Origin of the sequence: Candidatus Kuenenia sp., from assembly GCF_027493735.1 — a bacterium.
GTDB lineage: Bacteria > Planctomycetota > Brocadiia > Brocadiales > Brocadiaceae > Kuenenia > Kuenenia stuttgartiensis_A.
On sequence record NZ_JAOSKF010000006.1, the window covers coordinates 157,696 to 179,132 of the forward strand.

A 21,437-nucleotide genomic window follows, 5' to 3' on the forward strand; every position below is an offset into this window, starting at 1 on the left:
ACCACGGTAAGGGGGAACATGTCATCTTGAACAATGGCATATTTCGCCACCGCTTTTTGCCGGCAACCCCCCGGAAGTATCTTCATTCTCCTTGTACTGAAGGCTATTTCCCTTATATAATTCCCGGGTCGTATCTTTGTATCTTTCATATTCACTGAAGACACAACCACAATAGCCCTGCCGGTAAATCATGTTTTTTCGTGCAATTTCATTGCTATGCTCAGATAAATAACGATAATCACGATACAAAAAAGGTATCTCTTTTTCTTTTGATAGCCTTTCGGAAATTTCTTTTAATTGTACATGGTCCTGGTACCTGCTGAATAACATTGTAGAGGTGAAGGCGTCATACGTATGTTTTTTTGCATACGATGCGGCACAATCAAGCCTCATGGCATAGCAATCTGCGCAACGGTTGCCTCCCTCATAATTCACATTTTTCAAAAAATCTCTTAATCCATATTCTTCGTTAAAAATAATTTTTACTGGATTTTTTTCCTGAAAAACCCGCAATGCTTTTATTCTACGGCGAAACTCAAGCAATGGATGTATATTCGGATTATAAAAAAACCCGGTAACGGCAAAACCTTCTTTTTTCAATTCATTGAGTGGCGCACATAAACAACATGCGCAACAGATATGTAATAATAGCTGCATATTTGTTTGAAAATTCCTTTGCTATTGAAATATCTTTTTTTGCGCCGGCATTTGTTTGTGAACACCGAGATGCTCGTATGTTTGTTTTGTGGCAATTCTCCCCCGCGGCGTTTTTTCCAAATAACCTCTTTGGATAAGGAAGGATTCATACACTTCTTCTATAGTATCTTCTTGTTCATTTACCGATACTGCTATCGTTTTTAATCCGATAGGGCCTCCTCCGCTTTTTACTACCGTCTGCAAAATCTTGCGGTCCATTTCGCATAAACCATTTTCGTCTACGCCCAACATCTCCAGCCCCCTGAGTGCTATTTTCTCGTCTATCACATCCTTCCCGTCTTCTCCTAACACCTGGGCCACATCCCGAATTCTCCTTAAAAACCTGTTTGCAATCCTCGGGGTGCCACGCGACCGCTTTGCTATTGCTTCTGCACCCTTTACCTCAATTGGTATCGCAAGCTTACGCGCAGAATTACACACAATTTTATACAGATCTTCCCATGGATAAAATTCCAGTTTCTCAAGTACCCCAAACCGTGACCGTAACGGTGCAGTAAGCAACCCCTCACGGGTAGTGGCTCCAATAAGTGTAAACCTTTGCAGGTTTATTTTTACCGACCTCGCTTTTTGCCCCTGGTCAATAATTATATCGATGGAGAAATCTTCCATTGCAGAATACAAATATTCTTCTACATTAGTATTTAATCGATGAATCTCATCAATGAAAAGAATTTCACCTTGCTGTAAATTGGTTAAAATGCCCGCAAGGTCTGCCGGTTTATCCAATATGGGACCGGAAGTCGTCCTTATAGCGGTATTTGTTTCACTCGCAATGATTTGGGATAACGTCGTTTTCCCCAAACCAGGCGGGCCGGAAAACAAGACGTGATCAATTGGTTCACCCCTTTTTTTTGCCGCTTTTATATAGATATGCAGGTTTTCTTTTATACGATCTTGTCCTATGAAATCATTAAATCTTTTCGGCCTAAGCGTAAGATCAAGATTACTATCTTCAATTGCCGCGGAAGAAGACAATACCCCTTCATTTAACATGCCCGATTCCTTACTTAGTAAATTAAGAACCATTACAGCACTCTATTATGTTTTAAACTTCAAGGCTTCCCGCACAAGAACTTCTATATTGTCCACCAAATTCAATTTTTTTACGGCCTCTTTTACTGCGTTTTCCGCCACAGGCCTGCCATATCCTAAAGAAATTAACGCCATAATTGCATCGTCGGCAAATGCCCTTTGTCTGCCATCCATTTCTATATCTATGGATGCTTTTGCCCCTTTAACGCTTTCCTTTAGTTCCAACACAATTCGTTCCGCTGTTTTTTTTCCCACTCCTTTGATTCGCATTAATGCCTTTGTGTCTTCTCTGGCTATTGCACACTTAATATCGTTTGCCGTACTGCCGGATAGTATGGCAATTGCCATAGTTGGCCCAACACCATTTACCGATAGCAATAGCTGGAATAAGCCCCTTTCTTCATCTGAGGCAAATCCAAACAGTTTTATGCCATCTTCTCTCAAAAACAACTGAGTATGAATTGTAACTTCGCCACGGCTGGGAATTTTTTCAAAAGTAGAGATTGGAATGTGTAATAAATAACCAACGCCTGCAACTTCCAAGACCAACTTGGTGGGAGATTTGCTAATCACTTGCCCCCGGATGTAATCTAACATAAGAATACCTTCCGCAACACACTGCTATATAACATCCAGCGCCATTCCTGCCATTTTCTTTGAGGCCTTTCCGCAAACACGCCTCCTGCCACTTTATACCGCCAACATTTATATCTGTCTGAAAGGGGTTTCTATTTTGTTGATTTCCAAGAAAAACTTACTTGTGGAACACGAAAAAATGCTGACCTTCAGATTGCAATCTGCCTAAACCGACCATGGCAAAGCAAACTGCCAAATCAACCTTTTGCCCTCTTCAGGGAACCAGTCTTTTTGCCAGTGGATTTCTCGATATTGTGCCCATCATAGGATTGTCCCAATTGTAATCCTTTTTGTATCAATATTGCCTTTATTTCGTTAAGAGAGGTTTCCCCAAAATTTTTAAATGTCAACAAATCTGGTTCTGAAATTCTTGTCAGATCTCTTAAGGTATGAATATTCATTTTTTCAAGGCAATTTCTGCTCCGAACGGAAAGTTCGAAGTCGGAAATGGGAATATTTAACACGTCACCTTCATGTCCCTGTTTTTTCGACGCCTCCTCATCAAAAACCATTTCCGAAGAAGCCTTTGCACTCTTCAGGCAAAATGAGGCCCTTTCGTGCATAGGCTCTACATCCAAAACGGCTTCATAACAAAAAATTGCGTCATCATATTTTCCATTGTCTTCGTATAATATCCCTAAATTCATGTATGCATTTTTATGGGCAGGACGGAGGTTGGTGCATCGTTCATAATATTCAATCGCAAGGTCGTCTTCCCCGGCGATATCGTAATTAAATGCCATTTGAAAAAGAGATTTCGTATGATTTGGTTCGATCTGAAGCGCCTTGTCGTAATGCACGAAAGCCTCTTCGTACATCCCCAAGGACTCCAGGCAATGTCCCCATTGATAATGCAGTTCAGCGTTGTCGTTGTGTGACTGTGAAAAATTCTTTATTACCTTTAATGCCTCATTGCTGTCGCCCGCCATTCTTTTTGTCTCGGCAATATCCATGCAGATATCAAATTCTTCATCATCTGATTTTTTCGCCCGTTCAAAACACTCTAACGCATTTTTATAATCACCCAATTCCTGATAACATTTCCCCAGGTAATACGAGCCTATTTTCCTTGTCTTTACTTCATTCAATAAGCCCATAGCTTCTTTCGTTTCTCCAATGATCCACAAACATATTCCCAGCAACAGCTTTTTGTCTTTCAGTTTAGCGTTATCAGTTTCCTTCCTTATTCCTTCCCTTAATGACTCTATTTTTTTATCAAAGATCTTCCTGTTTTCTAAAAAGCCTAAAACTTTTTGTTTTATCTCAGCAACAGTCTCTCTTGAAATTGTTTCAGCGTCAAGGAGTTTGTTGATATCTAACTCAGATACCGTATCTGCCATATTACCGAATCTCCATCTGTTTTACTAAAATGCAATTACTTAAAAGACGTTCTTTTAAGGTATTTAAGGGATTGAGTTTAACAAACTTAAACTTTAAATTCAACTAAATTTTCCGCCTGAAACGTTACAACATATATATAAATAATTACTTATGATTTTAAGGGAAAATGAACTTTTAAACACTCCTAAATTATAAGATTAGTTCCTAAAAAAATTTCATTTAGAATTTTTTCATTTCCCCATGGCTTTGAAAAAATGATATAAGTGGAAAACATCCGGCGGGACAAAGTTTCAGTAGCAAAGGTAAAAAGAGGTTGAAACCACAGATTTCCAGGCTTGTTTCGTTTTTGTATAATAAGCTTCCATGCAACACTTTTTTTGTTTTTTATCATTTGAAAATGCAATAATCCTATGGAATTTATCACAACTAACTTCGAAAATCTTATTTATATCTATGAACATATTTTCTGGCTTAAAGAGTGCCTTACCCTATTGCAATCGGCACTTGTTTTTCTCCTTGTATTATGGATTTTGCGAAGAAAGCAAAAAATAGAATTTCTCCTCTATCTTTCCGCTTGCATTGGCATTGCATGTGTGTATTTTGGCGACAATGAATACTGGAGTGATAATGACATTCTCAAATTTATCGCCCCGGCTTCATTATATTTTTTTTATAATACAACTGGGAAAGAGAGAAATGCCATCCTCTTTGCGTTTCTTACGCCCTATTCTATAATCTCTTACGAGTTTTACCGCGGTTTGGAATTCGCAATAGCATCCATACTTTCACATTCCCTGGTTATTTTCAGCATTATTATTGCGAAAAACACCTACTATCTCTCTCTGTTTATTAGCGTAGTGGTAGGCCTTCTCTTTAATTATATCGGGGCTACTACCTCGCCCGGCACAAACGATCTTTTTATAAATCCTGTACTGCTCACATTAGCCACCATTTGGCTTGAAATATATAAAAAAAATCCTCTTTACACAAATTTTCTGAAAATCTTTTGGATTACGCTTATTTGTTTTGCTTATTTCGGTAGCTGGCTTTTTTGCGTTACTCAGCCATTTATCGCCTCATTCTTTCAACCAAATCATCCTTAACAAGGATAAGCCGGATCCAAATAAGCATAAAACAGGAAGAAAAGAGACAGAGAAGGTTGGCATTGCAGCCTTTTTCGAAAAACCACACATGCCTACCCCTGCCGACAAGCCCCGCTTCTCGCGAAAAAAGTTGATCATTTTATACGTCTCTAAAACCATAAATGCACAAACAAAGTATCCTTGCAAAATGAAATGCTTGTTTCTCGTCCGAAATAAAACATAGCGCAAGGTAGATATTATAAATAACCCATACCTGTTAAGAGCTTAAAATCAGATCCCTGCAATAGTATAATTTGTCACATAAGCTATGCATTGAATAGTGGTTATATCATTCAGCAGAATGCTTTAGCAAAATGCCTGCGTGAGACTCCTTGCACTATAGGCTTGTGCTGTATATCAAAATTTTAGCATAGACGTCCATGGACAACACTGTGCAAGTTCAACTAAGACAAACATAATTTGCCCCTGCCGCACAGCATAAAAAGCACATTTTGTAAATATCCTGAGTATGATTAAGTATATATGACATATTCATGTGTATAAAAGGTGTATTGTTTTGGGAGCGCAATTTGCTTGACTTGTGACTACTTCTTTTTAAAAGAAGTGGTGTGACAAGAAGGTACTATCGTATAAAAATATTCTTAAGATTTACAATTAAGGAGGTAAATGAGTGTGTCGAAATTAAACGGTGCTCAAGAGCCCGTTCCGAATGCCGGCTTTTCCGGAATGGGACAAAATTTTAAAAAAGACTTTAATGCGGGATTTCTGGTTTTTTTAATTGCACTTCCGTTGTGTCTGGGGATTTCTCTTGCCTGTGGTTATCCGGCAATAGCAGGCATATTCACTGCGGTTGTAGGCGCAGTCGTTACAACGTTTATTAGTAATTCACAGTTAACAATAAAAGGGCCGGCCGCGGGGTTAATTGTTATTGCAATTGGTGCAGTTACCGATTTCGGGTATACCGGGGGAAGAGACATCGCCGCAGATATTCAAGCCTACAGAATGGCGCTGGGGGTAGGTGTCGCCGCCGGCTGCTTACAGATTATATTTGGTCTTCTCCGGGTAGGCTCACTTGGGGATTTTTTCCCCTTATGTGCTGTACATGGCATGTTAGCCGCTATTGGCATTATTGTCATTCTCAAACAATTTCCCATAGTATTAGGCGGTACTGCGGCAGGTGAACCTTTTGAATTAATGGCAGAGATACCCAGGGTTATCATTGATATGAATCCTTACATTGCGGCAATAGGCATCGGCAGTTTAATTATCATGTTTGGTATCCCAAAGATAAAGCATAAGTATAAAATACTGCAAAAGATTCCTCCTCCAATGTTTGTGCTATTTTTTGCAATACCGCTTTGTTTATCTCTTGGAGTGCCAAATGAAGGCATTTATGTCTTTGAAGGATATGAATATAACCTCGGAAAAGAATTCATGGTAAATATTCCAGGCAATATGTTCAAGGCAATCGCCTTCCCGGATTTTTCTTCATTAAAATACATTGCAGGATGGAAATGGGTAATAATGTTTGCACTGATAGGAAGCATCGAATCCCTTCTTAGCGCAAAGGCGATAGATATTCTTGATCCATGGAAAAGGAAAACAAACCTTGACAGGGATTTGTTTGCTGTTGGAATAGGAAACACACTGTGTGCATTTATCGGCGGACTGCCTATGATATCTGAAATTGTGCGTAGTAAGGCAAATATAGACAATGGTGCGCGCACACGTTTTGCAAACATGTACCACGGTCTATTGTTGCTGCTTTTTGTCGCGCTTGTGCCTTTTTTACTTTGCAAAATACCCCTGGCGGCGCTAGCCGCAATGCTTGTATACACAGGGTTTCAGTTAACCGCGCCAAAGGAATTTGTTCATACTTACAAAATTGGCGTGGAGCAGTTGGTCATATTTGTCACTACATTAGTAGCAGTATTGGCAACGGACCTGGTCATCGGAATCGCCATAGGCATAGGAGCAAAATTTTTCGTACATATCATAAACGGCGTACCCCTTCGGTCATTATTCAGGCCGTATCTGGATGTTAAGATAAAGGACGATAAGACGGTAGTAATTTTCGCAAGCGATTCGGCTGTTTTCAGCAACTGGATTCCGTTCAGAAAACAGGTAGAATACTTCCTTAAAGAAGGTAAAAATGTAATATTGAACATGTCAAAAACAAAGCTTATTGATCATAGTGTTATGGGAAAGCTAAACGAGTTCGAGCATGAATTCGAGCGTAAAAATCTTACCCTGGAAGTAGTTGGTTTAGAGGCACATCAAAAGCTGTCGGGACATAAACTTTCTGCCATGAAACATAACAGGGAATTGATCGTAAGAAAACATGTAAGCATTGTTGCTGAAACGGGAGCCCAGGCGTTGGTAAGGAAAGGCTTTATGAACCTTGATATTGCCAGGTTTGCAAGCATAGAACCGGTCAAAAAGCTGACGGACACACCAAATGCAGCATATTCTTTAGTGCGTATTGAAGCACTGCTGCAAAATGAAAAAGCCGATGAGCTTTTTGAGTATTTACGTGAGGAAATATTACCAAAGCACCCCGATACAATTGTCAGCATCGAAGATGTCGAAATGGTGTTGCCTTATGAAAGAAATCCGCAAAAATAGGATAAATGTGATTGCCAAAAATTACCGTGGCACTTTTTGTGTCACGGTAATTTTCTTCTCTGAGTCACCTGAAAACAAATAGGGTGAAAATCGTTGCCGGCAGGCATGTTTTCCAGGGATTAATTGAAATTTGAAGAGGACGACGGAAGGATATTTATAACAGGGCTTTTTTTCTGATAAACCGGTGAAATACAATAGAAATAGTGAAGATAACAGTTGCAACAACTACAAGGTACGCTTCCAGCACAACAAAGGGATGCAATACTTCTTTTTCATCCATTTCCACAAGGAGAAACCATTTCACATCCCTTAAACCGTCAAGGGGTGTATATGCGCTGATCACGGGAAGGTTGCGATAATCCTTCACTCGTTGTATATAGGTATTGCCAAGAATGACATCCCGCGAAGATTTTGTGTCTATTTTCATTTTTAAAATAGTATTTTCCCTGAGAAATCTTGACTTTGTTCTCATTAATTTGTCTTCGCCAATAATATAAATCTCTCCTGTTTTTCCTAATCCTTCCGATTGTGACACAATAGCGTCAAGTTTCGAATAGGGTATTTCAACAATAATTACCCCTAAAAATGTAGTGGCATTATCAAAAACAGGGCAGGCGCCAATGCACATGAAGTCTCTCGTTTTCTCGTTAAAGGTTATATCTGAAAAATGAAGGCGTGTTAACCCTTCAGTGAAGACTTCATTGAGTGTCGTTGAAACAAAATGACTGCTTTTTAAATTTTCTCCACGAAACGATTCGCCTTTTACTCCATAGACAACAAATCCCTCTGCATCCACGAGGTATATGTTTTGGAGGCCATGCTGCGTCAAAAAATGCATAAAAAGGTATCCATAATCCCTTTCTGCTTGTTTATAACGGGGATCACCAAAACCGCCTTCCTTAAACGCGGCGGCAAAAACCGGTAAACTCTGCATAATGAGCGGATTTTTGGAGAGGATATTAATGTCACCGTACCGTTCACGGAAAAAGCTCTGTATCTGTGTTTTTTTAATTTCCCGAACGGAAAAGAGGTGGTTCTGAACCTGTTTTCGAAGCCCAGACCCAAGGATTTTAAAGGAGAGCAACCCCATAGCAATCAAAAACGTAATTATCGCTATTATAACAGTTAAAAGTGTTTTATTTACAGAGTTCAAGGTAATTAATGAATGAAAAAAGGTGTATGGGCATGAGTATTCTGTGAAATCTGTAATAACAATAAATTAACGATAGATAAAATTCCAGATTTTTTCAGATATTCCAGGTAAAATACTATGTCGGTCATACGTTTTGACCGTATATCAATGTTACTATTAAACAGTTTTGCAAAATGAATATTTGGGAAATAATACTATTTGCCGTATCAATGGTTATCATGATTGCGGGCATGCTGGGTATTGTGCTTCCAATACTCCCCAGTATCCCGTTAATTTGGTTCGGGGCTTTTTTTTATGCCGTCTTCACGGGTTTCAGCGAAATAACGTGGAAACTGTTGTTGCTATTTGCTCTGTTAACGGTATTTTCCATAGTTATCGAAAACATAGGCAATGTGTACGGCGCCAGGAGATTCGGCGCTACGAAATGGGGGATTGCAGGGTCGATCATGGGCAGCGTTGCAGGGTTTTTCTGGGCAGGGGCAATTGGATTAATTGTAGGGCCTGTTATCGGCACCATTATTTTTGAAATAATTGGCGGGAAAAATTACGCAGGCGCTATGAAATCAGGCCTGGGTAATTTTATCGGTTTTGTTGGCGGAACCCTGATGAAAGGGATTATTGGAACGACAATGATCGTTATTTTTGTATGGAAGGTTTTTGGCTAAGAAAACCACCTCCCCTTGCCAACGTTATTTGCCATCAAAAGCGGCTGACGGTTTTTCTTGTTTTTGCGGCAATATGACCGTAAAGGTACTCCCCTTGCCGACCGTACTTTTCAGTTTAATGGCGCCATTATGAAGGTTTACTATATGTTTGACGATAGAAAGACCTAACCCTGTTCCGCCCATTTCCCTTGAACGTGCCGGGTCTATCCGGTAAAACCTCTCAAAAATACGGGGAATATGCTCGTGTGGTATTCCGATACCCGTATCTGAAACTTCAATTTGTATTGTTTCCTCCGCCGGAGAGATTGAAAGCCTGATGTCCCCGCTCTCGTGCGTATATTTTATTGCATTGTCAAGAAGGTTTGTCAGTAGCTGCCTTAAAAGGTATTCATTTGATTCTACAGTGGGGAGGTTTTGTGAGATGTGCAGGCGAAACGATTGTTTCTTTTCCTCGCAGTGTTCCTTGTAGGTGTGCAATATATCCTCAATACACTCATATATGTTTAATTCATGAAGCTCCATTTTCAATTCGTTCGTTTCCAGCTTTGAGAGTTCCAAAATATCTTTAATCAAATTATCAAGTCTTTGTGTATGTTTCATAATAACTTTCAAACTGTTATACGTATGCCCGCCCCCAGCGGCATAGTTTTCCAACAGCGTTTCCACATATCCCCTGATTGAGGTAAGAGGTGTCCTTAATTCGTGAGAAACATTGGCGACAAACTCCTTCCTGGTGTTTTCCAATTTTCTTAAATCAGTAATGTCGTGGAATACAATGAGAATTCCTATGGTATTATTGTCTTTTTGAAGCAGGGAAAACTGCGTCTGAAGCAGCTTTTTCTTTGGGGAAGCGTATTCTATTTCTGTCGTAAATCCGGTATTGGTTTTCATTGTCTGTTTTACCAGTATTTGCAGCGTTTCATTTCTTATCCTTTCCCACAAATAATCCCTGCCAGGCGTTATCTCTGCTATGCCAAAAAATGTCATTGCCGTATTGTTTATAAGCAAAATCCTTTCCTGTAAATCCACCACTATGATGGCGTCGTTCATATTATTTATGATAGCCGTCAACCTTTTTTCACTATCGGAAATTATTTGTTGTTGCGCCTGCAAACGGTTTCCCATCGTATTAACTGCTTTGGCAAGTTCCTTCGTACCATTCCGGGAAGAAATATCCGCCCTCATCGTAAAATCACCCCGGAGAAAATCCATGGCAATTCCGGTAATTTCTGCTACCGGGGAAAGGATTCGTTCGATAATGATGAATCCTATGGCAGCACTAACAGCAAAAAGAATTAAAAGGCACACGGTAATTTTTTTTGAAACAGCGGAGATCGCGGCGTGAGCGTGTTCAAAAGGGGAAATAACGACAAGGAGTTTTATATCCACATCAGGAATAGCAATAGGTAAAGATATGCGTGATACCCGGTGTAATTTATCGTGAAATATAGTGTTTTCCCCGCCGCTAAGCAGGCGTGCGAGAACGTTATCCTCCGTGAATGTTTCCGGTATATTTTTATTTAAGGAAGTATAGGCAACACTTCCGGCAGCATCCGTGATAACAATGCCGACCTTGAGTAAATTACCGATATCTTCACAGGCAGAAACAATCTTTCCCCTGTCGTTTCCCTGCAGCACGTTTTTCAAAGAATTATATACTGCAGATGATTTTGAAAGAATATTTTCGTCGAGAAGGGTTACATGATGCGATTTCAGTGTTCTGTGAACGTAATAAAAGGCGGAGAAGAAACAAACGGATAACAGTAAAAAAAGGAGGAAACATGCTTTAAAAACCGGCTTGTGTTTCAACATGCTTGCCATTCCATGAATTTGTATCCAATGCCTCGTATCGTTATGATGTGGTTTTTAAACGACTTCAGTTTTTTTCGCAGGGACGCTATATGAACATCAATCGTCCTGTCAATAATAATTGTTTCCACTCCGGCGATTGCATCAATCAATTGGTCCCTGGTAAATACGCGGCCCGGTTTGCCTGCCAATTGACACAATAGTTTGAATTCGGTAAGTGTCAGGGGGATGACATCGTGTCCGATTTTTACTTCATAGTTGTCCATGTTAATTTTCAGATCGCCTATTTCTAACAATTCCTTTTTAAAGGAAGCATTCTTTGTGCGTCTTAGTACGGAATGTACCCGCGCTACGAGTTCCTTCGGGCTGAATGGCTTTGTAACATAATCGTCTGCTCCGAGTTTGAGGCCGCGTGTTATATCGTCTTCTTCTCCCCTGGCGGTCAACATGATTATGGCAGCATCGGACAATGCTTCATCTGACTTTAAACGCTTGCATACTTCCAGACCGTTCATTCCGGGAAGCATAATATCCAGGATGATAAGCGCCGGCCGTTCCGATTTCGACAACTCAAGCGCTGCCTCGCCATCCAAGGCGGTAATCGTTTTGTAACCATCCTTTTCCAGATGGTACATAATAAGGTTTACAATATCCCGTTCATCATCTACGATCAGTATGGTTTCATTCATTTGCGCAAGACTGCTCGTTTTCATTTCGATAATAATAATAGTACACTATTTGTGCAAACGTCTCTAAAGTGGCAGCTCCTTTTCCAAGGGTAGTAAGATATTCTTTAAAGGCGGGTATATTTTTAAAATTTTCTGACACATAATGCGCCACAAATGTTTCTGCGGAAAGAAAGTTTAGTTCAGGCCCCTTATCTTCGGGGCTCTGATAGATTTTAAACGCCACAATATCGGTAATTTTTTTTAAGTCGGTGTCTTTTGCCGTAGAGATAAGATTTTTTACCACCTCAAAGTCAAGGAAATGATTCTCCCTGTAATATTCATAAATTATATCTGCGAACTGATGAACAGACAATATTCCTTTGCTAAGATGTGACAGCCTTTCCCGGAAGGAAGGAATGTCGGGAAAATTTTCTGATATGTATTGGACGATAGCATCAATCGCGGCAATGTAGTTCGCTTTTTCCCCAAGATTTTCCTGGCTCTCATATATTTTGTATGCCACGAGTTCCGTTATTTTTTTGAGCGCAACATCTTTTTTGCCGGAAAGAGCATTTTTAAGCAATTGTTTATCGATGGTCATGTATTTTCCTTTGAGAAAGAAAACGGATAATTTTGTACTTGGACAAGATAAGGATATGTTTTAAAATATTGGAACAAATGTGGCAACAATAAAATTGGCAAAATAAAAGAAAGGGGTACGGTTAATTGCGTAATTTGCCACATTAATACATACCGTACAAAGGTAGTTGGTGTTTTAGAAAACGAAACGGTTGCATAGGGATTGACGCAATGTTTCTTTAACAGAGTACACATAATACAGGGTGGATTGTTCAAATGAAAACAGAATCAAAAAAAAGGGCGCTTTCACCAATAAAACTGCCCAAATATAACTTCACCCTCCGTGCTCCTGAATTTCAGAGGGAGGGGGAAGAGTTTATTGTCTGGTTTTTCGAAGGGATCATTGAAAAGGTACCGGATTATGTTGAGTGTCTTATGTATTTAGGCAATGCTTACACTGAAACGGGCAGGTACGAAAAGGGTCTTCTGATTGACCTGAAACTGTGCCGCCTGCGAAAAGATGACCCGTTTGTGCATTACAATCTGGCATGCAGTTATGCGTTGCTTAAAAATACAGAAGAAGCGTTTATTGCACTGGAAAAGGCAATAGATTTGGGCTACAACGATATTTACTATATTAAAAACGACAAAGACCTTGCGGTTCTCAGAAAAGACCTTCGGTATAAAAACCTGTTAAAAAAAATCTCAAAAAAGGCATAGTTTCAAGAACAGGAAAAGTAGTATCAAAGTAGTTTTTTAGGGTGCATTCCCGATTTTTTGTAAATATTTGCGAATATCTGTCGGTTGACAGATATTGTATTAGAAGCATCTTGCTTGCTTGATTAACCCTGACAGGGTTCCGAACCATGTCAGGGTTGTTTTTTCCATTTTCAAGCTATGAAGGCAGGATTGGTTACCATAAAAATTTATCCGTACATCCGTACCGCATGAGTGGCCCGTTCCTGCTCCTTATTCCCTCTCCCGCCAGGCCTTGTACGCACATTGAATACCTTCCAGCGTAAGGTGCGGTGTTATGGAAGCGATTGACGGTATCTCCCGCGCCAGTATAGGTGCGCTTCCCCCTGTTGCAATGATCGCCGGTGTATCGCGGAGTTCCTTGCAAATGAGTTCAATGTATTGTTTTACCATTCCGATTGCGCCCCAGTAAATTCCTGACCGTATCGCTTCGACGGTGTTTCTGCCTAAAATAGTATCAGGTTTTTTCGTGATGGATACTTCTGGCAGCAGAGCAGTAGCATGGTGTAATGCCTTTGAAGAAATAGCCATGCCGGGAGCAATAATACCGCCGAGAAAGGCGCCGTGATTATTTATAACATCAACGGTAATTGCAGTGCCGGCGTCAATTATTATTGCCGAATCATGGAATCGTTCATATGCGGCAACCGCATTCAGCAATCTGTCGGCGCCAATTTTTTCCGGGTACTCTGCAAAAACAGACAAAGGAACGGGAATATCTTTTCCGATTTTTTGGGGTGACACATGTAACCGGGTTTTTATGCATTCGAAGAGAACCTCTTCTGGTTTTGGGTTTACGGAGGAAATAATCACGGCAGAAACACTGTTTTTGAGAGAACAAGTGGATATTGCTTTTGCGAGGCTATCATGCAGCATATGCGGCTCGCTGCTGCTGAGGGAAAAGGATGAGCGTAAAACATCCCCCTCAAAAACTCCGGCGTGGATGTTCGTATTGCCAATATCAATTGCCAGCCACATGGCGCCGCTCCCGATTAAGCAGTGTCTTTTTGTAATGTTTTGGACAACAAATAAATCAGGCTACTCAAATTTTTTCCAGTTATTGTTGAGACGGGGCAGACAGGGTGGGAAATATTTTCTTCAAGCTTTTTAATGCATGCAGCGCCAGTTTCTTCGTCAAGGAGGTCCATTTTATTCGCAACAACAATTTCGGTTTTTTCCGTGAGTTTTGGATTGTACTGTTTTAATTCATTACGGATGATACGGTATGCCTCTAACGGGTCTTTTTCCGGGAAAACAGAGGCGTCCAGCATGTGTACCAGCACCTTTGTTCTTTCAATATGCCGTAAAAATTCGTCTCCAAGCCCTATGCCTTTATGTGCGCCTTCTATGAGGCCGGGGATATCTGCGACGATAAAGCGCCGGAAGTTTTCTATTTCTACAACACCCAGTTGTGGCTGTAATGTGGTAAAGGGATAATCTGCTATTTTGGGCCTTGCCTTGGAAATACGGGAGAGCAATGTAGATTTTCCCGCGTTTGGCATACCAATAAGACCGGCGTCCGCAAAAAGTTTTAGCTCTAAAATCAGCCATCGTGCCTCGCCGGGCTGCCCATCTTCTGCCTCACGGGGGACGCGGTTCGTTGCGGTGGCAAAATGCTTGTTCCCCCTACCGCCCTTTCCGCCTCTGGCGATGACTATGCTTTCTCCGGCAGTGCTCATGTCCTTCAGGATACGGTCGCTCTCTTTGTCTTTTATTAAGGTGCCTCGCGGCAATAAGAGGACGATATCTTTTCCGTCCTTGCCGTTTTTGTTCGATCCTTTTCCGTGGATGCCATTATCTGCAATGTGTTTGACTCTGGAGGTAATGTCTAAAAGGGTTTCTATCTTTTCGCTTGCCAACAAGATAATATCACCCCCTTTCCCGCCATCGCCTCCGTTTGGGCCGCCATGTGGAACATATTTTTCCCTGCGGAAACTGACGCAGCCGTTTCCCCCATCCCCGCCTTTTACATAAATAACGGCTTCATCTACAAACACAATGCGTAACTCCGAAAAAATACAAGGATAAACAAAAAGGATACGTAATCAAAAAAACGATATCCCGAAAATAAAAGGTAAAATTTATAGTAATGCTATGGGTTTGCCTGGTTAATACTGTAGAGAGGTCTTAAAATCAGGGGTGATTGATGCACCATATCCCGCTCCCCATGTGTTTCACTTTCGCAACAGGCTGAAATAGGAAAACAGTTGTTCTTTTTTGGCAGGGGTAATATGTGTTTCTCCCGTTTCCCCGATAAGTTCGAATTGACCGCCGAATGCATCTGAAATTTTCTCCGCGTTGTATTGGACAACGTTCAGGCCGCTGCACTTCATTGGGCCGCCAACCGCAAAAGCGGCAATAATACAATATCCACCAGGCCTCAACGTTTTTCCTAAAATCTCAACATATTTTTCCCGGTCTCCCGGATCTGTCAGAAAATGAAAAACAGCCCGGTCGTGCCACAGCGAAAATTGCCGGCGAGAAGAAAACTCTGTTATGTCGGTTTCAAACCATTCGACATATTGCGCTTTATTCCCTAATCTGTTCCTGGCGAAATCAAGTGCTTTTGATGAGATATCCAGCGCCGCCAGCCGCGTGTATCCTTTCTCTAAAAGACGGTCTACCAATACAGACGCACCGCCTCCCACGTCGATAACGGGTTCATTTTTTTCCAACTGGCAATTTTCAATCAAGCGCAAGGAAACGGATGGTTCATTTTGATACCAACTAACCTCAAAAGGCGATTTATCCGAATACACCCGTTCCCAGTGATCTTTTCTCTTTGTCATATTAAAGGACATTCAGACATGCTGTAAATCTTTTACGTCACGAATTAACAGGGAAAATGAATTGATATAAACGTGTAATTCCCGCACGATTGCCTTCTACTGTACAGCTAAAATGTAGCGTTTTTTTAGTTTAACTCACTTGACCGTTGTGTTGCAACAGGAATTCTTTGACTGTTCAGTATCGACACATCAACAACCCATCATCGCATTATTCTCTTCTTTGTTTACTTTTAATTCCGGGAAGCCATCTTGGAACCTGCCGGCAATACTCTTCGTATTGCTTGCCAAAACGTCCTTTCAGCTCAGGCTCTTCAAAATAAACAACCAATATATGCGCTATTATACTAATCACAATCGCATAAATAAGTATACCCAGATTAGCAAAGAAGAGAACTTCTCCCCAGATTATCATGAGTTCCGCCAACATAATCGGATTGCGCATAATACGGAAAAACCCATCGGTAACAAGATTTTTCGGCGCATCCAACATGAGAGGAGTCCCCCTGCCTTTATGGCTGAAAACCCAAAGACAGTGTATCCACATAACCATACCGGCACATACAAGAAGCCCTCCGCCCCACATGCCAATTGCCGGAGGAATCGGCGCCTTTACCGTAATTATACGCTGCGCCGCACATGGCAAAACAACCATGAATACTGCAATGAACAAGAAGGCATTCAACAGCGATTTCCCCCACAATATCACCGTATTCTGTGTCTTGCTTTCCCGTACCCTTGGCCGATACAATTTAAATGCCGCCACCGCCGTTCCTTTCACTATTCCCGCCGGTACCATTCCCCTGTGATTTTTCCATGCCGGCAAGCTTCAATGCCAGGATTACCGCGCCTTTTGCCTGCTCTTCCGCAAGCAATACCGGCATTGCCCCAGGCGCAGACTGCCTTACTTTATGCACAAGGGGCTTTTCTACAAAATCGCTATTGCGCAATACACCACCCGCTAGTACCAGTGGAAAATTTTCTTTCGTAAAAGAAAGTGCTTTTGCCACCGCCAGTACTCCGTGGCATAGTTCAACGGCCGCATTTGTTAAAATATGCAGTGCAACGGTATCTCCCGATTTTGCCGCCTTATGTGCCAGTTTTGCAATACCGGCAACACCGGCGTATTCCGGAGGTTTTTTCAAAATATGCGCTGCCATTTCCGCTGGCGTGCTAAAGTGTAATTCCTTAAGGATATATTCCGCAAGATGGGTTTGGCGATCCCTTCCGTCGTATGCCCTCATGATTGCCCGCAGAGCCATCTTCCCTATTTCGTAACCGCTCCCTTCATTATCCAGAAAATTGCCCCAACCCCCTGCCCTTGCCGTTTTCCCGTCAAAACGTTCTCCATACACGATGGAACCAGTGCCGGAAATTACAACAATTCCATGCCGATTGCCAGCCCCGGCAACAAGAGAAATAATTGCATCCGTATACACCTCAATCTGCATATCTCCGGCAAATAAATGTTTATACCGTGAATCCGCACCATAACGGTCTGTTACCTGACAAATTACCTTTCTCATTGTATGCCTTGTCTCTTCCTCTACACCCCCGGCTATGCCTGCACACAAGGCCTCTATCCTGAATTCGGGAACGGACGAAGAGTGGATGGCACCGGAAATGGACTCCTGCATTGCGGCTCTTATATCGTCATTATTAACCAGATTGGGATTCGCAGGGCCCCCCCTTCCCTGCCCGATTATCTTTCCTGTATCATCAGAAAGGAGGCAAGTGGTTTTTGTACCCCCGCCATCAATTCCCAGTACACAACTTTTCATTATTGACTGCACCCTCCCATTCATCTTAAAAAGGTGTCTGCAAGACATATAATGTAGTCAAAGAATCTATGCTTTCAAAATAAGCTCTACTCTTTTATGGTCTTAGTGAAAGACCTAGTTTACCATTTAAAATACCCGTTTGTCGAACACTCTTCATAAACATATTTCTTGCATGTACAAGAATACATTTGTAGAATCATTTTTTTGTTTTTTAAATCCTTTTTTCACATGGTAACTATTTCCTGTAAAATACTTTATCAGGAAATACGTAATCATATATTTTGTTTAATCAGTAAAATCATTCTTTTTTTGAAGGGTACGCGGGATTATGCGCAGAGGCATTGAACATGAAGGTTGGAGACATCTTACATATGAAATTAGAGCTATCGTAGCGGTAGCAAATGAATTAAAAAAATTAGGCGTTGAAATAACCTGGGAGAACATAGGGGATCCTGTTCAAAAAGGAGAGAAAATCCCTCAATGGATAAAAGACATTGTTATTCAATTGGTATCAGAAGATAAGACATATGGATACGTAGCAACACAGGGCGTTCCGGAAACGAGAAAATTCCTTGCCGATCTGGTAAACAAACGCGGCGGGTATCAAATTTCGCCGGACGATATTATCTTTTTCAACGGATTAGGCGATGCCGTTTCCACCATCTTCAGTCTTTTGAAGAGGGAAGCACGTGTAATTGGACCTTCGCCTGCATATTCCACACACTCATCAGCAGAGGCAGCCCACTCCGGGTATGATCACCTTACGTATGATCTTGACCCTGAAAACAATTGGCTGCCGGATCTTAATGATATTGAAAATAAAATAAAGTATAACGATTCCATTGCCGGCATGCTTATCATCAATCCCGACAATCCTACAGGATCGGTATACCCGCGCTCCTTCCTTGAAAAGATAGTTGAAATCGCAAAAAGGTATGAGTTGTTTCTCATCTGTGACGAAATATATGCAAATATCGTTTATAACGGCGCGGAAACGGCAAATCTCAGCGAAATAATCGGCGGAGTGCCCGGCATGGCAATGCGCGGCATTTCCAAAGAATTTCCATGGCCTGGTTCCAGGTGCGGATGGATTGAGGTATTCAACCAGGAATCAAATCCGGAATTCAAGAACTATATCAAAAGTTTAATTAACGCAAAAATGCTTGAAGTATGTTCCACCAGCCTGCCCCAATATGCTATTCCGCTGATAATGGGTAATCCCAATTATCCGGCACATCTGAAAATGCGTAGGGAGAAGTATGAATACCGTGCGTATGAGGCATGCGAAATCTTTTCAAAGGTAGATGGCATACGAGTGGTAAAACCCCAGGGGGCATTCTATATGTCCATCGTATTTAAGGATGGTGTTTTAAATGCCCAACAAACCCTGCCGATCGAAAACATTGCTGTTAAAAAATACATCCTGGATAAGGTAAGTGGTGTGGAGGTAGATAAAAGGTTTGTTTATTATCTTCTCGGGGCAACGGGGATATGTGTTGTGCCATTAACAGGCTTTTGCTGCACAAGGAAGGGATTCCGCATCACGCTACTGGAAGCCGATGATGAAAAACGAAAATGGACGTGGAATACTATTGCTGAAAATATAAATAAATATGTAACCCCCTGCAATTGATTTTTAAAAAACGAGAACCATTCATTTGGAATGTCCTGCGGGTAAAAAGCAGTATGGACATGTTTTGAATACCCCCATTTTCAGGTATTGACAGGAAAAAAAAACTGTTTATATTTGAATATAGAGAAAAAGCCTCTGCTGCACAGTATAAATTGAGAAAACTAAGTAATTTGCCAAACTACCGGAGTGTAAAGCGAACCTGTTTCCAAACCTTGTGCTGAACATAGTGAAGTATCTGCTTGGGAAGGAAGCATATATTGTTTTACGCTGAATAGTTACGTTTGCGGAGAAATATAGAAATCATTTGTTTAGATTAAATCAAAAAAATAATTTTTTACCATGCTGGAAGGGGCATTAAAACCGGTTCTGATTTTGTGGGGGGTTAAGTATTTTAGTCCAGACGATTTTACCTTTATTGAAAGGAGGCATCACTTTGAAAATTAACCATTTAAGAAAGATGTTCTTGGTTGTACCGCTTTTTATATTGTGGGCTGTTATTGGAAGCAATTCATGGGGAAGTGGTATTAAACACGATCCTGACGAAAAAGGAAAACATTACCACGGTCATATTAACGATGAACCAGGTCCCAGGCATTATGAAACGATACATAGCGAAAAAGAAAAACCCAAACCCAAACCTGAGCCTAAATCTGACATGTTAATAACCTCTATGGCATACCCAACAGGCAATAAGGACTGTTGCAGCGTTATTTATATGGAAAAAATAGCACCCAGGACAGGCGCAGTGGGCGTTCCTTATGAATATGTTATAAAAGTAACAAACCTTATTGACAGCAAGATTGATGATGTAGAGGTTATTCATAGCCTGCCAGGCAATTTTAACATAACAGGGTCAGACCCTGATATGTTAAAAAGTATAAACGACAGCATGAAAGAAGGTATTGCTGTATGGGAACTAGGCACACTGCAGCCTCATGAAACTAAAATTATCCGGTTAGCAGGTACCCCTACCAAAGAGGGTAAGATGCCGTTTTGTACCGACCTTGAATACCAATTGCCGGATATTTGCCTCGAACCGGAAATATTGCAGCCAAAGTTGTTGCTTTCCAAAAAGGCTCCGGAATCTGTATTGCTTTGCGATACCATACCATTGACTTTTGTAGTACAGAACAGCGGAACGGGAATGGCCAGGGATGTTCAGATAAAAGAATCATTGCCTGACGGATTAACTACCCAGGACGGACATGCCAGTGTGATCATGAAGATCGGCACCCTTGCGCCTGGAGAGTCGAGAACGGCGACACTAAATGTTACAGCAGAAAGAATTGGTGAATATCATAACATTGCAACAGCAGTTGCGGATGGCGGATTAAGCATTGAGTCAAACAAAACAAGCACGGTTGTATTACAGCCCAAGTTGGAGATTGTAAACACAGGACCTGACAACATCTATCTTGGACGTAACATTACCTATGATATATCGGTAAGTAACATAGGAAATGGTCCGGCATCGGCAACAGTAGTAACAGATACCATCCTTGCGAATGCTACATTTTTGAATGCGACCAATGGCGGAGCAATGTCGGCAGGTGGTGTAAAATGGAATCTGGGTACTTTACAGCCAAACGATTCAAAAAAATTAAGTATTACCGTACAGCCAAATGGTATTGGTACCGTTGAGAACAAGGCTACTGCCGAGGCGGTATGTGCAGAAGCGGTATTTGCAACCGTAACTACAGATGTTGCTGGTATTTCCGCTATATTGCTTGAGGTTGTTGACGTACATGATCCAATTGAGGTGGGACATGATGAGATATACATTATTACCGTTACCAACCAGGGAACTGACCACAGCAGAAATATCAGGATAACCTGTACACTGGAAGATAGTATGGAATATATATCCTCCGGCGGTGCAACTAGCGGGACAATCGATGGTGAAGGCAGGACTGTAACATTTAGTCCATTGCCAAGCCTGGCTCCAAAAGCAACGGCAACATGGAAGGTTGAAGTAAAGGCCTTGAGCGACGGCGACGCGAGGTTTAAAGTTAATATGACCGATGATCGTTTGACAAGGCCGGTAGAAGAAACCGAGGCCACCCATTTCTATGAATAATTTCTTATAAAAGCCGGGAGTTATTTATTGGTCGGTTAATGTGGTTAGTATGATATTTATGGGTACTCATAAATAG

19 protein-coding genes are annotated in these 21,437 nt (G+C 41.3%); 6 read left to right on the forward strand and 13 right to left on the reverse strand.

Annotation, left to right across the window (positions count from 1 at the left end):
• Positions 1-21 precede the first annotated feature (21 nt).
• The 4 genes from M5U24_RS05045 to M5U24_RS05060 all read right to left on the reverse strand — a co-directional run bounded on the left by M5U24_RS05045 (position 22) and on the right by M5U24_RS05060 (position 3,725).
• Positions 22-657 (reverse strand): epoxyqueuosine reductase QueH, encoded by a 636-nt coding sequence (locus tag M5U24_RS05045; RefSeq protein ID WP_099324942.1) that lies wholly within the window; start codon positions 655-657, stop codon positions 22-24.
• Positions 658-678: 21 nt separating this feature from the next.
• Positions 679-1,710 carry a Holliday junction branch migration DNA helicase RuvB gene (gene ruvB, locus M5U24_RS05050; RefSeq protein WP_099324943.1) on the reverse strand — a complete coding sequence of 344 codons (1,032 nt, stop codon included), beginning with the start codon at positions 1,708-1,710 and terminating at the stop codon, positions 679-681.
• Between the two features lie 45 nt (positions 1,711-1,755).
• Positions 1,756-2,346: a Holliday junction branch migration protein RuvA gene (gene ruvA / locus M5U24_RS05055; RefSeq protein ID WP_099324944.1), complete on the reverse strand. Its 591-nt coding sequence runs from the start codon at positions 2,344-2,346 to the stop codon at positions 1,756-1,758.
• Positions 2,347-2,582: 236 nt separating this feature from the next.
• On the reverse strand, positions 2,583-3,725 hold the full coding sequence (locus tag M5U24_RS05060) for a tetratricopeptide repeat protein (RefSeq protein WP_099324945.1): 1,143 nt from the start codon (positions 3,723-3,725) through the stop codon (positions 2,583-2,585).
• A gap of 411 nt (positions 3,726-4,136) precedes the next feature.
• Here M5U24_RS05060 and M5U24_RS05065 point away from each other — a divergent pair, with 411 nt between their 5' ends.
• Positions 4,137-4,829 (forward strand): hypothetical protein, encoded by a 693-nt coding sequence (locus M5U24_RS05065; protein WP_099324947.1) that lies wholly within the window; start codon positions 4,137-4,139, stop codon positions 4,827-4,829.
• Positions 4,830-5,501: 672 nt separating this feature from the next.
• Positions 5,502-7,454 (forward strand): SulP family inorganic anion transporter, encoded by a 1,953-nt coding sequence (locus tag M5U24_RS05070; RefSeq protein ID WP_205713359.1) that lies wholly within the window; start codon positions 5,502-5,504, stop codon positions 7,452-7,454.
• Between the two features lie 154 nt (positions 7,455-7,608).
• On the opposite strand, the gene M5U24_RS05075 is transcribed toward M5U24_RS05070, so the two are convergent.
• Entirely contained in the window at positions 7,609-8,607 is a 999-nt protein-coding gene (locus M5U24_RS05075; RefSeq protein WP_157820487.1) for a cache domain-containing protein, read from the reverse strand.
• A gap of 173 nt (positions 8,608-8,780) precedes the next feature.
• Between M5U24_RS05075 and M5U24_RS05080 the strand changes: the two genes are divergently transcribed.
• A complete protein-coding gene (locus tag M5U24_RS05080) occupies positions 8,781-9,272 on the forward strand; it encodes a DUF456 domain-containing protein (RefSeq protein ID WP_099324950.1) in 492 nt (163 codons plus the stop codon).
• A gap of 24 nt (positions 9,273-9,296) precedes the next feature.
• On the opposite strand, the gene M5U24_RS05085 is transcribed toward M5U24_RS05080, so the two are convergent.
• Genes M5U24_RS05085 through M5U24_RS05095 form a run of 3 tightly spaced genes read right to left on the reverse strand, consistent with a single transcriptional unit; the run spans position 9,297 to position 12,350 of the window.
• Positions 9,297-11,084 (reverse strand): ATP-binding protein, encoded by a 1,788-nt coding sequence (locus tag M5U24_RS05085; protein WP_164994431.1) that lies wholly within the window; start codon positions 11,082-11,084, stop codon positions 9,297-9,299.
• The gene (locus M5U24_RS05090) at positions 11,078-11,770 is read right to left on the reverse strand and encodes a response regulator transcription factor (RefSeq protein WP_099324952.1); all 693 of its coding nucleotides are present in this window, start codon (positions 11,768-11,770) and stop codon (positions 11,078-11,080) included. The genes M5U24_RS05085 and M5U24_RS05090 overlap by 7 nt, the downstream gene beginning before the upstream one ends.
• Positions 11,763-12,350, reverse strand: a complete 588-nt coding sequence (locus M5U24_RS05095) for a hypothetical protein (RefSeq protein WP_099324953.1) — start codon at positions 12,348-12,350, stop codon at positions 11,763-11,765. Before M5U24_RS05095 ends, M5U24_RS05090 begins: the two co-directional genes overlap by 8 nt.
• A 254-nt stretch (positions 12,351-12,604) precedes the next feature.
• Between M5U24_RS05095 and M5U24_RS05100 the strand changes: the two genes are divergently transcribed.
• Complete coding sequence (locus tag M5U24_RS05100; RefSeq protein ID WP_099324954.1) at positions 12,605-13,048, forward strand: hypothetical protein; 444 nt, start codon at positions 12,605-12,607, stop codon at positions 13,046-13,048.
• 249 nt (positions 13,049-13,297) lie between these two features.
• Here the strand turns inward: M5U24_RS05100 and M5U24_RS05105 are convergent, their stop codons facing one another.
• The 5 genes from M5U24_RS05105 to M5U24_RS05125 form a co-directional block, all read right to left on the reverse strand.
• Complete coding sequence (locus M5U24_RS05105; RefSeq protein ID WP_099324955.1) at positions 13,298-14,062, reverse strand: type III pantothenate kinase; 765 nt, start codon at positions 14,060-14,062, stop codon at positions 13,298-13,300.
• A gap of 14 nt (positions 14,063-14,076) precedes the next feature.
• Positions 14,077-15,081 (reverse strand): GTPase ObgE, encoded by a 1,005-nt coding sequence (gene obgE / locus M5U24_RS05110; RefSeq protein ID WP_099324956.1) that lies wholly within the window; start codon positions 15,079-15,081, stop codon positions 14,077-14,079.
• A gap of 177 nt (positions 15,082-15,258) precedes the next feature.
• Positions 15,259-15,873, reverse strand: a complete 615-nt coding sequence (locus M5U24_RS05115) for a class I SAM-dependent methyltransferase (RefSeq protein WP_099324957.1) — start codon at positions 15,871-15,873, stop codon at positions 15,259-15,261.
• 208 nt (positions 15,874-16,081) lie between these two features.
• On the reverse strand, positions 16,082-16,669 hold the full coding sequence (locus M5U24_RS05120) for an isoprenylcysteine carboxylmethyltransferase family protein (RefSeq protein WP_099324958.1): 588 nt from the start codon (positions 16,667-16,669) through the stop codon (positions 16,082-16,084).
• The gene (locus M5U24_RS05125; protein WP_164994429.1) at positions 16,623-17,651 is read right to left on the reverse strand and encodes a BadF/BadG/BcrA/BcrD ATPase family protein; all 1,029 of its coding nucleotides are present in this window, start codon (positions 17,649-17,651) and stop codon (positions 16,623-16,625) included. The genes M5U24_RS05120 and M5U24_RS05125 overlap by 47 nt, the downstream gene beginning before the upstream one ends.
• Before the next feature lie 328 nt (positions 17,652-17,979).
• On the opposite strand from M5U24_RS05125, the gene M5U24_RS05130 reads away from it, so the two are divergent.
• Positions 17,980-19,284 carry a pyridoxal phosphate-dependent aminotransferase gene (locus M5U24_RS05130; RefSeq protein ID WP_099324961.1) on the forward strand — a complete coding sequence of 435 codons (1,305 nt, stop codon included), beginning with the start codon at positions 17,980-17,982 and terminating at the stop codon, positions 19,282-19,284.
• A 433-nt stretch (positions 19,285-19,717) separates the two neighbouring features.
• Positions 19,718-21,361: a CARDB domain-containing protein gene (locus M5U24_RS05135; RefSeq protein ID WP_164994428.1), complete on the forward strand. Its 1,644-nt coding sequence runs from the start codon at positions 19,718-19,720 to the stop codon at positions 21,359-21,361.
• Positions 21,362-21,437 lie beyond the last annotated feature (76 nt).